This window comes from Methylosinus sp. PW1, assembly GCF_000745215.1.
Lineage (GTDB): Bacteria > Pseudomonadota > Alphaproteobacteria > Rhizobiales > Beijerinckiaceae > Methylosinus.
The window spans coordinates 74,030-88,910 of the sequence record NZ_JQNK01000007.1 but is presented as its reverse complement, the minus strand read 5'-3'; the positions used below and the strand labels follow the sequence as shown (position 1 = coordinate 88,910).

12 protein-coding genes and 1 pseudogene are annotated in these 14,881 nt (G+C 64.0%); 4 read left to right on the top strand and 9 right to left on the bottom strand.

Features of this window, described 5'->3' with window-relative positions; translation table 11 throughout:
• Nucleotides 1-2 precede the first annotated feature (2 nt).
• The 3 genes and pseudogenes from K369_RS05050 to tam all read left to right on the top strand — a co-directional run bounded on the left by K369_RS05050 (nt 3) and on the right by tam (nt 3,248).
• On the top strand, nt 3-1,508 hold the full coding sequence (locus K369_RS05050; RefSeq protein WP_156967719.1) for a hypothetical protein: 1,506 nt from the start codon (nt 3-5) through the stop codon (nt 1,506-1,508).
• A gap of 141 nt (nt 1,509-1,649) precedes the next feature.
• Nucleotides 1,650-2,072, top strand: a pseudogene (locus tag K369_RS25280) (transposase); the annotation flags it as partial.
• Between the two features lie 399 nt (nt 2,073-2,471).
• On the top strand, nt 2,472-3,248 hold the full coding sequence (tam, locus tag K369_RS05040) for a trans-aconitate 2-methyltransferase (RefSeq protein WP_036288870.1): 777 nt from the start codon (nt 2,472-2,474) through the stop codon (nt 3,246-3,248).
• Nucleotides 3,249-3,338: 90 nt separating this feature from the next.
• On the opposite strand, the gene K369_RS27550 is transcribed toward tam, so the two are convergent.
• From K369_RS27550 to cysK, 6 genes are all read right to left on the bottom strand, one after another.
• Nucleotides 3,339-5,516: a family 2A encapsulin nanocompartment cargo protein cysteine desulfurase gene (locus K369_RS27550; RefSeq protein ID WP_051949070.1), complete on the bottom strand. Its 2,178-nt coding sequence runs from the start codon at nt 5,514-5,516 to the stop codon at nt 3,339-3,341.
• A 12-nt stretch (nt 5,517-5,528) separates the two neighbouring features.
• A complete protein-coding gene (locus K369_RS05030; protein ID WP_036288647.1) occupies nt 5,529-6,476 on the bottom strand; it encodes a family 2A encapsulin nanocompartment shell protein in 948 nt (315 codons plus the stop codon).
• 141 nt (nt 6,477-6,617) lie between these two features.
• Nucleotides 6,618-7,802, bottom strand: coding sequence for a 3-phosphoglycerate dehydrogenase family protein (locus K369_RS05025; protein WP_036288645.1), 1,185 nt, complete (start codon nt 7,800-7,802; stop codon nt 6,618-6,620).
• A 3-nt stretch (nt 7,803-7,805) separates the two neighbouring features.
• A complete protein-coding gene (gene serC, locus K369_RS05020) occupies nt 7,806-8,888 on the bottom strand; it encodes a 3-phosphoserine/phosphohydroxythreonine transaminase (protein WP_036288643.1) in 1,083 nt (360 codons plus the stop codon).
• 54 nt (nt 8,889-8,942) lie between these two features.
• Nucleotides 8,943-9,851 (bottom strand): serine O-acetyltransferase EpsC, encoded by a 909-nt coding sequence (gene epsC / locus K369_RS05015; protein ID WP_036288640.1) that lies wholly within the window; start codon nt 9,849-9,851, stop codon nt 8,943-8,945.
• Nucleotides 9,848-10,825, bottom strand: coding sequence for a cysteine synthase A (gene cysK / locus K369_RS05010; RefSeq protein ID WP_036288636.1), 978 nt, complete (start codon nt 10,823-10,825; stop codon nt 9,848-9,850). Before cysK ends, epsC begins: the two co-directional genes overlap by 4 nt.
• 32 nt (nt 10,826-10,857) lie before the next feature.
• Between cysK and K369_RS05005 the strand changes: the two genes are divergently transcribed.
• Nucleotides 10,858-11,502 carry an aminotransferase class V-fold PLP-dependent enzyme gene (locus tag K369_RS05005; protein WP_371033297.1) on the top strand — a complete coding sequence of 215 codons (645 nt, stop codon included), beginning with the start codon at nt 10,858-10,860 and terminating at the stop codon, nt 11,500-11,502.
• A 105-nt stretch (nt 11,503-11,607) separates the two neighbouring features.
• Here the strand turns inward: K369_RS05005 and K369_RS05000 are convergent, their stop codons facing one another.
• From K369_RS05000 to K369_RS04990, 3 genes are read right to left on the bottom strand one after another with little or no spacing between them, the layout of a single operon-like run.
• A complete protein-coding gene (locus K369_RS05000; RefSeq protein WP_036286335.1) occupies nt 11,608-12,558 on the bottom strand; it encodes an AAA family ATPase in 951 nt (316 codons plus the stop codon).
• Nucleotides 12,555-13,409 carry an ExeA family protein gene (locus K369_RS04995; RefSeq protein ID WP_051948640.1) on the bottom strand — a complete coding sequence of 285 codons (855 nt, stop codon included), beginning with the start codon at nt 13,407-13,409 and terminating at the stop codon, nt 12,555-12,557. The genes K369_RS05000 and K369_RS04995 overlap by 4 nt, the downstream gene beginning before the upstream one ends.
• Entirely contained in the window at nt 13,406-14,854 is a 1,449-nt protein-coding gene (locus tag K369_RS04990; RefSeq protein WP_036286332.1) for a DDE-type integrase/transposase/recombinase, read from the bottom strand. The genes K369_RS04995 and K369_RS04990 overlap by 4 nt, the downstream gene beginning before the upstream one ends.
• Nucleotides 14,855-14,881 lie beyond the last annotated feature (27 nt).

The following is a 14,881-nucleotide window of genomic DNA, read 5'->3' as shown; positions in this document are numbered from 1 at the left end:
TCGTGGTTGCTTCGAAGACGATTTCATCGCGCCGCTCGCCCGGTCGCCTCCTCGCCGCGATCTGCGCGATCTGCGTGCCGGACGCGAGGGCACAGACGCCTTCGCCGTCTTTCGACATGATCGGCCAAATAGAAGAATTGCGGCTCGACGATTTCTCCGATCGCTTCAGCGGCGCGACGCTCGTCCTACGCGGCGTCGAGGTCACGCTGCCGAAGGGATTGTTGATCACCATGCCGGGCCAATATCTGACAGCTTGGGACTTGTTTCGCGGCCCGACGCTGGCGCCGAGCGCCAAGCCCAATGGCGCCGGTCTCGCGCTGAAGGACGCGCCGCCGCCGCGCGTGCCTTTCGAGGCCGAGGCGATCGGCAATATCGTCAGCGGGAAATATATCGCCGGCGTGTTGCGCATTTCGCAAGGCGCTCTGCACAAGGGCGCGGGCTTCATCCAGGCGATCGACATTACGACCGGCGAGCTGCGCATCGGAGCTGAAGGCGGCTCGACCGGCGCGCGCGTGCGGCTCAACGATCCGACCGGCATTTACGGACTCGCCAATGGCGAAGGCGCCAAGGCGGCATTGCCGCTCGACCTCCGCTTTGCTCTGGACCCGGACAATTCGCCCGTCCATGCGATGACCGGATTCCCTGTCTGCGTGCCGCGCGCCGCCGTGGACCCCAAATGTCCCGCGAGCAATCGGCCGGCCAATGGCGGCCGCTTCCGATTCACCTGCGCGGAGGCCGGCAAGCCGAGCGCTACGGTCGACGCGCCGGCCCATCTGTGCGACGCGAGATTGCCGATCCCGTTGCAGAAGGGCGACTATGTGATTTATGCCGGAATGCTGCAGGCCGATCCGGCGGGTGGATTCGTCGTCGCGGCGCATGGGCTCGAGGCCGCGTTCGGCGTCTACACCTCGCGCGGCGAGGAGCCGGCCTATCTCTTCGTCGAGGAGGCGCGACAGGGCACGAAAGGCGAGGCTTTCGCCGACGCGGGCGGAAACGGCCTCCCACAGGAGGAGACGACGCGATTTCGCGTCGTCGGCTTCAGCACCGATCCAGGCCGCAATGTCGAGATACGACTCGTCGACGCCGGCCGGAACGACGTCGGCGCATCCTTCACCGGACCGGATGGCATGGCGACCGAAAGCATTCCTCTCGGCCGCTTCCGTAAGACCTGGCCGGCGAAGGACGACGCCCGCGCCGTGCGCCGCGACGTGGTCGCGCGCATCGTTGGCAGCGCCAACGCCAAGGTTCCCGGCACTGGACTCACCTCCGGCAAATATACGGCGCCGGTCAGCGAATATATCTACCCCGAGTTGACGAGTTTCGGTAAGCCCGGGTTTCCGCTGCCGGTCCCATTCGAGAATTTCTGTTTCCTGAAATTCGGCGGCGGGACAATCGCTACGCCAGCGGGCTCCGCAGCGATACCGTCCGCTGCTCCCTTCCCCAGCTCGGGCCATCAGGAGTCGCAGCTCGTCGGCCCCGGGCCGACGCGCGCTTGTGACGGACAATAAGGGAGTTCGAGGGTTGTGGTGCAAATTTTGCGGATGGCCGCACGAAGGGGGCTGGCAATTCATGAGGGTCAGGGAGCCAGCGCCGCGGTCCAGATTTCGGGCGCAGTTCTGCCTGCAGCGCGCAATTAAAGGCAACGCGACAACTCCCACGAGGGAATAAAAGCCGCTGTCGCCAGGGTGATGCACGCCGGCTGGCAGCGTTGCCGCGTGCACTTCATGCGCAACGCGCTCGCCCATGCCGGCAAGAGCGGCCGCCGGGTCGTTTCCGCCTTCATCGCCACGGCTTTGGCGCAAAGCGCTTTGGCGCAAGGTTGCTGATCAGCTCCAGCCCACAATTGCCCAAGCTCGCCGTTCTCATGGACGAGGCGGAACAGGACCTGCTCGCCTATATGACCTTTCCCAAGGACCATTGACAGAAGACCTTTTCGACGAATGGTCTCGAGGGGGGAACGACGAAATCAAACGCCGCACCGAGGTCGTCGGCATCCTCCCGATGAGGACGCCATCACCCGGCTGGTCGGCGCGACGAACGATGAATGGGCCGTGCAGCGCGGTCGCTACATTTGGCGCGCGGGCGAATTCGTGCAGCTCGAAGGCCTGGTGCTTCATGACGCCGGAATGGACGTGCGCACGCAGACGGAATTCCAGCGTATGAGATCCTGGTTCGGCTTAACTGTCACCTCGCCGAAAGACGAAACATCGGCGTCGAAGGAAGTGAAAGGGGATCGGTGGCGAAGAACGCTCTCGGCGGAGCCGTTGATGTCGAGTTAGCGCGACACGCGAGACGCGCCGACTTCGCTCCTGCGACGATCGCGCCTCCGATGCCAGCGCCTATGCCCGCGGCGGACGCGCAGATGCGAACGTCCGAGCATCGATGACCAATTGCACGAGAGCCCTTTACTCATGCCGAACATTGCTTAGAATCCGTATTGGCGCTCGCAGCAGAGAAGGTTGAGCCGGAACGTGAACGACTGGGACTCTGCTCTCTACCTGAAATATGAGAAGGAGCGTACGTGGGCGGCGCGGGACCTTCTCACTCGGATACCGGATTTCGATCCGCTCAGGATTTTTGATCTTGGGTGCGGGCCGGGGAACAGCACTGAACTCCTCGCCGCTCGATTTCCGCGAGCGGCTCTCGTCGGCGTCGATACATCCGAGGACATGCTCATTGTCGCACGCAAGCGGAACATCCCCTCAGCTCAATTCCAAATACAAGATATCGCTACCTGGCGCCCCGCAAAGTTAGTGGATCTTATTTTCTCCAACGCCGCGCTACAATTCGTCTACGATCATGACAAAGTAATCGCCAGGTTGCTTTCCTTCCTGCGGCCGGGCGGTTGGCTCGCGGTGCAGATGCCGAATACCACTCAAGAGATGTCGCATGCTTTGATGCGGATGATCGCGGCTGATGATCCCTGGGGGAACCGCCTCGTTCCCATTGCCAAGACCCGACCCGTGATCAGCCCACCGGAGGAATATTATCGGCTGCTCGTCCCACATTCCTCCACATTCGAAATTTGGCAAACCACTTACGTTCACCCGCTCGAAGGCGCAAAAGGCATAGTCGAATGGTTCGAAGGCTCCGCTCTGCGGCCGTTCCTCGAACCCTTGAGCATGAGCGAACGCTCGCTCTTCTTGGCGCGCTATGAAGCCGAACTCGCTGCCGCCTATTCGAGTCAGCCGGATGGAAAAGTTCTGCTGCGCTATCCGCGCCTGTTTTTTGTTGCACAAAAATCATAGCCGAATTGATTGCCTTCTATCCGGCTTCGGCAGCTTTCCGGAGGGGCGCGGCCATGAGCCGGCGCTCCCGACGATCGGATTTCGTGCATCCTATCCGGCCGCCAGGTCGGGTCGAGAAGCTTGCAATCGCAGCAAGGAAGCGACCAGTGCGTCGACGTCTGCGCGCGTGTTATAGAAAGCGAGCGACGGCCGCACCGTCGCCTCGAGGCCAAATCGACGCAAAATCGGTTGCGCGCAGTGATGTCCGGCGCGCACCGCGACGCCATCGCGATCGAGAGCCTTTCCGACATCTTCGACGCGATATCCGTCTAGCACGAAGGACAAGACGCTGGCCTTCTCCGCGGCCGTTCCGATGAAGGTCAGTCCGGGAATCGTGCTCAATTGTTCTGTGGCGTATGTCAGAAGTTCGTGCTCGTAGCGTTCGATGAGCGCCAAGCCGATCTCTTCGATGTAATCGATCGCGGCGCCGAGGCCGACTGCGTCGGCTATCGAGCCGGTGCCGGCTTCGAAGCGTTCGGGCGGTCCTTGGTAGATCGTTCTCTCGAAGGTCACGTCGGCGATCATATTTCCGCCGCCCTGCCAGGGCGGCATGTGTTCGAGAACGTCCCGCTTTCCATAGAGGACCCCGATCCCTGTCGGAGCGAACACCTTGTGGCCGGAGAAGACATAGAAGTCGCAGTCGATCTCCTGCACGTCGACTGCCATATGTGGCACGGCTTGCGCGCCATCGACGAGCGCTCGCGCGCCATGCCGATGAGCCATCGCCGTCATCTCGCGTGCGGGAGTGATTGTTCCGAGTGCGTTCGAGACCTGCGAGATAGCAACGATTCGCGTGCGCGGGCCGAGCAGCCTTTCATATTGCTCGAGGACGATCTGCCCCCGATCGTCGACCGGCGCGACACGCAGCTTTGCGCCTTTCTCGGCGCAGAGCTGCTGCCAGGGCACAATATTGGCATGATGCTCGAGCCATGTGATGACGATTTCATCACCTTCTCGTACATTGCGCCGCCCCCAGGATTGCGCGACGAGATTGATCGCCTCTGTGGCGCCGCGAACGAAGATCACATCTTCGACCGACGGCGCATTCAGAAAGCGCCGCACCTTTTCACGCGCGCCTTCGTAGGCGTCGGTCGCGCGAGCCGCGAGCGTATGCGCGCCGCGATGAATATTGGAGTTCTCATATTCATAGAAATGCGCGAGCCGGTCGATGACGGGGCGAGGCTTTTGCGTCGTCGCGGCATTGTCCAGCCAGACCAGCGGCCTGCCATGCACCTGTTGCTGAAGAATCGGAAAGTCGCGCTTGATCGCGTCTGGATCGAAAGGTTGGGCCGCAGGGGCGCTATAGGGTGAAAGGCGTGGTTGAAATGTCGGCTGCTCGCCCTTCTCTGCCGAGATCTCCGGCGTGGCCCAGAGAGCGTCGTCGCCAGTGGCCGGGCCGCCGGCGCGCTCGAGAAAGTAATAGGCGTCGGCGGCGGTCGGGCCAGCGGGGCCAGAGCCCGGAATGACCGCGGTCAATTCGTAAGGGGCTTGCGCTTGCATGTCCGGCGTCGCCGTTGACGCGGTGTCGTATAGACGGTGCGGATAGGACGCTTGCGCGTAGGTCACGGGGACATCCGCGAGCGAAGTGCCCGACGATCCGAAAGGAGCCGACGCTGGGTTCTTCGAATCGACTGAGGCGGCCGAATTCGGGTGCAATGACGGCGCATTGATCGTCGCCGGCGCTGAATGTTCGACAGGAAAATTTGGCGACGTCATCCGCTCGCCCGGAATCTCCCCAGGGATTATCCCGATCGATGGCGTCGTGGCGTGAGTCGGCGGGACGCGTTCGACGATGTCGGCGGAAAATTGTGGAACGCCGAAGGAAACGGGTTCGAAAGCGCCGACCGACGCGCCCGGCCGCGGCGCGTCGGGGAGACCAGGAAAAATCGCCGAAGGACCGAAGCCGACAGGGGCAGGAGCAATCGCAATGTTCGGGGTCGGAACGACCGATGGAATGGTGGTAGGCGGCAAGTCGGGTGGGCCATAGGGCGGACGCGCCGGGACGATTGGCGCAACCGTCGTCACTATCGAAGGCGCCGGCGCATTCGTGGGATCTGGAGGCGCCACGGGGATCCCCGACGAGCGATCCGCGTACCTCTCGCTGATCGGTCCTCCGTGAAAGAACGCGTTGGCCATTTGCGCGATGACGTTCGCATCTGGCAAGAAATCAGCCACGCCGCCGGGCGAGTCCGCATCGAAAGGGTCTCGGGGCGTCGCATTCGGCGTCATCGCAGGGACCGGTCAGACGTAAGTAAACGGATATTCGTGATATTTTGCGACCTCGACGTCTTCGAGCACGCCGAGCGCGTCATGGGTGAGCACCGCCGCCGAGCAGTAGAGCGAGATCAGATAGGACGCGATGGCCTTGCGGTTGATCCCCATGAATCGCACCGACAGGCTCGGCGCCACCTCGCCCGGAATGCCGGGTTGGAACAGGCCGATGACGCCCTGTTTCTTTTCGCCTGTGCGCAGCAGCAGAATCCTGGTCTTGCCGGTTGCGTCGACGTAGAGCTTGTCGCTCGGCACCAGAGGGATGCCGCGCCAGGTGACGAAGGGCGAGCCGAACAGAGTCACCGTCGCCGGCGGCACGCCGCGCCGCGTCGCCTCGCGGCCGAAGGCCGCGATCGCGCGCGGATGAGCGAGGAAGAAGGCCGGTTCCTTCCACACCTTCGTGATCAGCTCGTCGAGATCGTCGGGAGTCGGCGCGCCGATCCTTGTTTTGATCTTCATCGATGGATGCGCGTTGGCGAGGAATCCGTATTCGGAATTGTTGATGAGCTCGCTCTCCTGCTTCTCCTTCACCTTTTCGGTGAGGAGCCGCACCTGCTCTTGAATCTGATCGTAGGGGTGGTTGTAAAGGTCGGAGACGCGAGTCTGCACGTCGAGCACGGTCGTCACCGCATTCATCGAATATTCGCGCGGCGTCTCCTCATAGGGGATATAGGTTTCTGGCAGATCCTCGTCCGTATCGCGACGTGGGCTGCACTCGACGTCGGCGTCGGTCAAGGCGATCGCCTCCTTGACACGGTTCAAGCGATAGATGCCCGCCTCGACCGGCGTCCATGGCAGCAAGGAGACCAGCCAGCGGGGCGTGATTCCCGACCATTGCGCGCGTGTCTTGGTAGCATTGGCGAGTTGGCGCGCGGCGGCTTCGCTCAGAGTTCGCCGGATTTCGTGTTCGTCGCTCATGAGATGCGCCCTTGATACGATGCGAATGACAGCGGCTCGACCTTTCGCATCTCCGTCGTCCAACTAGATCGCAATCGAGGAAAGGCAACGGCTTCAGCAAGGAGCCGAGCCGACAGCGACGCCGGGTCGGTCGGCCTCGTTTCAGTCTGCGCCAGCCGACTTCGGAACGGCGCGGACGGACAGAATCCCCTCCAATCGTCTGATGCCGTCCAACGTCTCGATCGGCGGCTCCGCATCGAGATCGACGAGCGTAAAGGCATATTCGTCGCGCGACTTGTTCAGCAGATTTTCGATGTTGAGATTCGCCGCGGCGAGAGCGGAGGAAATCCGGCTCACCACGCCGGGAATGTTTTTATTGGCGATCGCCAGACGCGCGCGACCCGCGCGCGGCAGAATGACGCGCGGAAAATTGACCGAATTGCGTATCTCGCCGTTTTCGAGAAAGTCGACAACGGAATCGGCGACGGACGCCGCGCAATTCGCCTCCGCCTCGGCCGTGGCGGCGCCGAGATGGGGCAGGGCGATCGCTCGCGGCCGATCGAGAATGGCGCGCGTCGGAAAATCGGTGACATAAGCGCGCAAAGCGCCCGAGTCGAGCGCTGCTGACAGCGCGGCCTCGTCTATGACGCCGGCCCTGGAAAAGTTGATGAGAATTGCACCACGGCTCATCAGCGCGAGACGCGATGCGTCGATGAAATGGGCGTTGTGCTCGTCCAGTGGGATATGGAGCGTGACGATATCCGCTCTCGTCAGAAGATCATCGATGCTCGAGACGCCGATCACCTCGGGGGACAGCTTCCACGCGCGCTCCACGCCTATCGACGGATCGAAGCCATAAACGCGCATCCCGAGAGCGATGGCGGCGTTGGCGACCCGGCCGCCGACGGCTCCCAGTCCGAGAACGCCCAGCTTCTTGCCTGTCAGCTCGAAGCCATCGAATTGGGCTTTTCCGCTCTCCACCTGCTTTGAAACTCTCGCATCGTCGCCTTCGAGATTGCGGGCGAAATCCCAGGCGGCGACGATATTGCGCGAGGCGAGCAGAATGGCGGCTATGGTCAGCTCCTTGACGGCGTTCGCATTGGCGCCCGGCGCGTTGAATACCGGAATGCCGCGCCGCGAGCACTCCTCGACGGGAATATTGTTCACGCCGCTCCCCGCCCGACCGATCGCGAGCACGGATTTCGGAATCGATACGCCGCGCAGATCGGAGGAGCGTAAGAGAATGACGTCGGGCCGCGCGCTTTCCCGTTCGAGCCGGCATTTTCCCTGTGGCAACCACGGAAGAACGTCAGCGTCGACGCCGTCATGAGCCAATATGTGGAACATGGGCTATCCCCATCGCTTCTCGAAGTCGCGCATGAACGTGATCAATGTCTCGACGCCCTCATCGGGCATCGCATTGTAGATGCTCGCGCGCATTCCGCCGACCGAACGATGTCCCTCGAGCGAGACCAGCCCGGCCTCGGCCGCGGCCGCGAGGAAGGTCTTGTCCAGGCTGGCGTCGGCGAGACGAAAAGGCGCGTTCATGCGCGAGCGGACCGCCGGATCGATGAAATTGGAATAGAACGACGATGCGTCAATCGCTGCATAAAGCCTCGAGGCCTTGCGGATGTTGCGCCGCTCGATGGCTTCGACTCCGCCTTGCTCGGCGACCCATTCCAGCATCAGGCCAGCCATGTACCACGCGTAGGTCGGCGGCGTGTTGACCATCGATCCCTCGTCCGCTTGCCGGCGATAGTCGAATATCGACGGTGTCCCGGGCAGCGGCCGGCCGATCAGATTCTCGCGCACGATGACGACGGCGAGACCCGCGAGACCGAGATTCTTCTGCGCGCTCGCATAGATCAGCCCGAATCGCGTCACGTCGATCGGACGGGACAGAAGGTTCGACGACATGTCGGCGACGAGCGGCAGTCCATCCGATTGCGGCGTATCGTGGAACTCCACGCCGCCGATGGTTTCATTGGCGGTATAATGGAGATAGGCCGCCGCGGGATCGACTCGCCACGACGTCCGCGGCGGAATCGTGGCGTAGCCGCCGTCCCGCGAGCTCGCGGCCACATCGACATCAGCGAAGAGCTTTGCTTCTTCGATCGCCTTTCGCGACCAATAGCCGGTTTCGACATAAGCGAGCTTCGTCTTGCCGCGCAGGAGATTCATCGGTGCCGCCCCAAATTGCGCGGTCGCGCCGCCCGCGAGGAACAGGATTTTGTAATCGGTAGGAACGGCCAGCGCCGCGCGCAGACCCGCCTCGGCTTTCTCGGCAATGCCGATGAAATCCGCGCCGCGATGGCTCATCTCCATCGGCGATACGCCGCTCGATCTCCAGCCGCGCAGCTCTTCCCGCGCGCGCTCCAGCACCGTGGCGGGCAGCATGGCGGGACCCGGACTGAAATTATAGACTTTTCGCATCGTTTCTCCCCCTTCCGCGGGGCGCGGAAAGACGCATGCGGCGGCGCTGCGCCATCAGATGCCGCCACCTTCCTGGAAGGCCTCGCTGCGCGATTTTGCTTGAGTGATATTGCTGCCGGGCGGCACACTCTGCGTGAGCCAGACATTGCCGCCGATCGCCGAGCCGCGGCCGATGGTGATCCTTCCGAGCACCGTGGCGCCGGCGTAGATCACGACATCGTCCTCCAGAATGGGGTGACGCGGATAGTCTTTGGCCAAGGCGCCGTTCTCGTCGACCTGGAAGCGCTTCGCTCCGAGCGTCACGGCCTGATAGAGCCGCACGCGCCGGCCAATGATCGACGTCTCACCGATCACGACCCCGGTGCCGTGATCGATGAAGAAGCTCTCGCCGATCTCCGCGCCGGGATGAATGTCGATGCCGGTCTGCGAATGGGCGATCTCCGATATGATTCGCGCGAGCAGCGGCGCCTTCAGGCGAAAGAGCTCGTGCGCGAGCCGATAACGGATGACGGCGGCGAGACCTGGATAGCAGAACACGACTTCGTCCAGGCTTTTTGCCGCAGGGTCGCCCTCGAATGCCGCGCGAATGTCGGTGTCGAGCAGCGCACGCACTTTCGGGAGGCGTGCAGCGAATTGCCGCGCGATCTCGCGCGAATCGTCATTCGAGTCGGCGCTGCTCGAACCGGTGACATTCGCCAGGACGAGTTCGCGGCGAAGCTGTTCCTGCAACGTGCGCAGCGTCGTGTCGAGCGTGTATGCGATGAAGCTGTCGGCGCTGTCCTCGCTCAAGCCGGCCGGCCCGAAATGGCGGGGGAAAAGCGCCGCGATCAGTCCATCCACCACGCCGACGACCGCTTCGTGAGACGGAAGTTCCGGCAGAGCCGCATCGTGATATCGGCTGTTGTACGACGCGCGGCGCAGCTCACGCAATTCGGCGACGATTTCGCTCGAGTTCGTGCTCATTTTGCGAGTCCTTTCTCGTCGAAAAGGCCCTCGAACAGAGTCGTGCTGAGGTAGCGTTCTCCCGAATCCGGCAAAATGGCCACGATGATCTTGCCGCGATTTTCCGGGCGCGACGCCAAGCGAACGGCGACGGCTGCGGCGGCGCCGCTCGAAATGCCCGAGAGAATCCCCTCCTCGCGGGTGAGCCGGCGAGCATAGTCGATTGCCTCTTCGTTCGTAACCTGCTCGATCTCGTCCACCAGCGACAAATCCAAGACGCTCGGAACGAATCCCGCGCCGATTCCCTGGATTTTGTGCGGCCCCGGCTGGAGCGGCAAGCCGGCGCGGCGTTGCGTGAGCACCGGGCTCGCCGAAGGCTCGACTGCGACGGAGACGATGGTCTTGCCGCGACCGCGCTTGATGAAGCGCGACACGCCCGTGATCGTTCCGCCTGTGCCGACGCCCGACACAAAAATGTCGATCGCGCCGTCGGTGTCGTTCCAGATTTCCGGCCCCGTCGTCTGCTCGTGTATGGCGGGATTGGCGGGATTCTCGAACTGCTGGAGCAGCACATAGCGCTCCTTGTCGGAGGCGACGATCTCCTCGCTTTTCGCTATCGCTCCACTCATCCCGCGTGAGCCCTCGGTGAGGATGAGCTTCGCGCCCAAGGCGACCAGCAGCTTGCGTCGCTCGACGCTCATCGTCTCCGGCATCGTCAGCGTCAATGGAATGCGGCGAGCTGCGGCGACGAAAGCGAGAGCGATGCCCGTATTCCCGCTGGTCGGCTCCACCAGTTCCTTTCCGGCGCCGAGCACGCCGCGGCGCTCGGCGTCCCAGATCATCGACGCGCCGATGCGACACTTGACGGAATAAGAAGGATTTCGCCCTTCGACCTTGGCCAAGACCGTCGCGGCGGCCCCATCCGTCACACGATTCAATCGGATGAGCGGCGTTTTCCCGATCGAATAGGAATTGTCCTCGTGCCAGTTCGACATCGAACGCCTCCAGCGGCCGAGCTATTCTCCACATGGAAGATAGATTTTATCTAGCGCTTCCCGCGCGACCATCCAGACCGACAAATGCCGTCGGCGCAAAGCCTCGGCGCATTCATCCGTCGACGACCTATGAGCGCGGGCGCGACAACAGCTTCCCGGAAGGGCGTATCTATTCGCGTCCCGACAATCCGACATATGCGGTCGCCGCTCAGACATTGAACGCGCTGGAAGGAGGGGCGGAAACGCTTCTCTTCTCATCGGGAATGGCGGCCGCCACGTCTGTCTTTCTCGCTCTGGACCCTGGCGATCATGTGATTGCGCCTAAGGTCATGTATTGGGCTCTGCGTGGCTGGCTCGCCGATTTTGCGACGCGCTGGGGCTTACGCATCGACTTCGTCGATCTGGCGGATGCGGCTGCTCTCGAAGCCGCGGTCCGCCCCGGCGAGACGCGTCTCGTCTGGGTGGAAACGCCCGCCAATCCTCTGTGGACCATCGCCGATATCGCCGCGGCGGCGGCGATCGCTCATCGCGCCGGCGCGCGGCTCGCAGTCGACTCCACTGCGGCGTCGCCCGTGCTCACGCGGCCATTGTCGCTCGTGAGTGTGATCACGGTTTCTGATGTCGTGCTCATCAGGCTTTTTGATGGGCTTCCCACTTCCGCTTCCCGCACGCTGTAGGGGTGGTGGGAAGCGGAAGTGGGAAGTCAACGTCTGAGTGACTTGAGAGGGCATGCGGCCACAGCGGGGCTGATTTGGTTGCGGCCGTTTATCGCGGCGTATCACTCAGCCCGTGGCGAGGCGATAGCCGTCCGTCGATTTGACGATGCGGCCCGCGGCGGCCATGGCGGCCAGACGCTGATAGAGCGTGGTGGTGCGCACGCGGCACAAGGCGCGCAGATCGGCAAAGGGCTGCGGCGCGCCGGCTTCCGCGAGGGCCGCGACGATGCGCTCGTCGATCGAGCGTGCTTCTGCGCCCTGTGCGGGTTGTGGCCTGCCGTCCACGACCTCGAGGGCGAGCGCGTCGGCGCGCTCGGTGAGCTCGAGCCTGATGGCGGGCATGGCCGACGCGGCGCGGTGCTCGACGGTCAGGGTGAGCGCGTCGCCGTCTCGGCGGAGATAGAGGTTGGAGTCGCCCCAGGCATGGAACTCTGAGGAACCACGTAGGCCTTGGCCCGCACGCATGCTGCTCGCGTTCTTTCTCGCGTGGTGGACGAGGATCACGGCGAGGCCGTGACGGCGTTGGAGCTGACGCAGGAACGCCAGCAGCGGCGCCACTTCGCCGCTGATGTTTTCGTCGATGCGATGCAGGCGCACGAAGGGGTCGAGGATGAGCAGGCGCGGCTCCAGCCGCGCGATGGTTTCCTCGAGGCTGGCGCGATCGGCGTCGAGATCGAGGCGCAGCGACGGGGCGGTGATGACCTGGATGTCGAGATCAAAGATGGAGAGGCCGGCCGCAGCGCCGATGCCCTCGATCCGGCGCCGGACGATGTGCGCCGCGTCCTCGGCGGCGTATAGCAGGACGCGGCCGGGCTTGGGTACGCCAAATCGCCTCAGGCAGGGCGCGCCGCCGGCGACGGCGACGGCCAGATCTAGCGCGAGGAAGGATTTGCAGCATTTGGGCTCGCCGCCGATGATGCCGACCGCTTCTTGGGACCACAACCCCGTGACCAGCCAGTCCTTGTCTGGAGGGCGATCGGCGAGCTGATGGGCGGGCGTGACGGGAAGCGGCGTCATCGTCTACGCCGAGTTCCGGCCGCAGTCGAGAGCGGGGCGGGCGGAGGGGCCATGGCGCAAGTCTCGAAAAACAGCTTCTCGTCGATCTGTCGGGCGTCACGCTCGGCGGCCGTCGCGAGCAGCTCGCCCGCAAGCGTCATGAGCGCGCGCAGATTGCCCTGGGAGTGATCGCAGAGGGTCACGATCAGCTCCGGGGTCATCAGCGTCGTCGCGCCGGCCTGCTGCAAGGCGTGTCTGAGACAATCCTGCAGCTCCTGCGGCGTCGCCCGGTCGATAGCGAGGCGAACTCGGATGCGGCTGCCGAGCGGGAGAAGCTCGTCGGACCGCAGACGCTCCACGAGCCGTCCGTCTCCCGCCAGAACGACGGTCAACAGAATATGGGAATCGAGTTTTGCCGAGGACAGCAAGCGCAGCTCGCTCAGGACGAGCGGCAGCATCTCCTGGGCCTCGTCGACGATCAGGACGGGCCTATTGAGAGAGTCGTCGATATGAGCCTGCCAACGCTGTCGCAGGTTCTTGGCTCCGCCCCAGCGGTTGTTCGGGCGAAGCTCGACGCCGAAGAGATCGCCCATCTCGCGATAGAAGTCGCCGATGCCGGCCTGGGGACGGCTGATCACGCCGACCTTGACGTCGCGCTGCGTCGCCAGATGCTCGGCCAGGATGCGCAGGGCGGCGGACTTGCCGGCGCCGGGCGAGCCGGTGACGAGGGCGAAGCCGCCCTCCTCGGCGAGTTGCGCCACGCGCCAGCAGAAGGAGCGCAGGCGCGGCGTGGCGAACAACGCTTCGGTCGGCGCGCCCGGCGCGAAGGGGTTCCACTTGAGGCCGTAGAGCGCCAATAGTTTGGGGTTCAAGACTCTTCTCCTTCGTCCTTGGGCAGGTAGGCGGGCGGCAACCCCGTTGCAGCCCGCTGCTCCATGAGCTTGGCGAGCAGTGGCGCCATGCCACCGGCAGGCTTGATGGCGATGGGCTCCGCCGCGATCGGCTCCAGCGACCGGCGGCGCCCATCGGCGTTCTTGGTCTTGTCCTGCGGGAACAGCCGGCACAGCACCGCGCCGGTTTGCGCGTCGACGAGATGGACCCAGCCGAGGTCCCAGCTGGCGAAGCGGACCTCCAGGCGCGTGAGGTGGCGGTAGCGGTTCGGGGCCTCGAAGCGGCGGCCCTCGATCAGGAGGCTGCCGTCGCTCTTGCGCAGCGTCCGCTGCTCGGTCCTCGTGAAGGCCAGCTTGAGGCTCGCGCTGTCGGGGCTCGGCCGCGTCACCTCGGGGCCGGCGAGAAAACGCGTGACGGGCGCCTCGCCGATCTCCGAATGGATGTTGCGGTTGTACTCGTACTCGACCCAGGCCTGCGTCGCCTCGTTGAGCGTCGCCAAGCTGAGGTCCTGCACATCCTCCAACATGGCCATCAGCCGGCCTTCGACTGGACCCCAAAACGCCTCCTGCTTGGCGTTCTGATAGGGGCTATAGGGGAGCGTCGTCTGGTGCAGGACTGCGAGCCGGCCGAGGCCCTCGCGGATCTCCGCCGCAGTCATCGCCGCGCCATTGTCGCTCATCGCGGCGCGCGGCAGGCCGCGCTTCTGGATCGCCTGTGACAGACCATGCGCGACGTTCTCGGCCGTCTCCGCCAAATACCATTGCAGATGACAGGCGAGTCGCGAACGGTCGTCGAGAATGCCGAGCAACATTGGCGTGCGCCACTCGCCACGCGGCGTCAGCACCTTGCGCGAGCCGTGATGGAAATCCCAATGCCACAGGCCGTTGACATATTCGGCCTCGTAGCTGCGGACCTCGCGTTGCTCGAGGCGCGCCTCGGCCCGCAATGCGCCCGCCGTCAGCCGCGAGGTGAGCGGCCGGCGTTTGTCCAGACCATTGGCCCTGAGGAAGCGAAGGACGGTCGCATAAGACGGCACGGGTTGAAGCTCGGGCCGACTCGAAGCCAAGGCGACCAGATTGTCCCAGTGCAGCCTGACGCTCCAGCTCTTGTGCGCAGCGTATTGGGCGAGCAGCGCCTGGCGCAGCGGCACGCCGAGCGCTGTCTGCTGGCCGGCGTCCTGGCGACGTTTGCGGCGCAGGACGGCGATAGGGTCCTGACGCTCTCCGAGCGCCCGATAATACCAGCGCTCGATCGTGGAGGCGCCAAAGCGCACCGGCGCGCCGGTCGTTGGATGGCGCCATTCGCGCGCCGCAAGCTCAACGAGCGCCGAACGGAGCGCGCCCTTCTCGGGCGGCGCAGCGAGAAGCTGCCCGATCACCGAAAAGCGCAGCTGCGCCCATTGCTCGTGCACCCGCCCTTTCGCCATGCCGACGCTCCTTGGAGTGGACTGGCG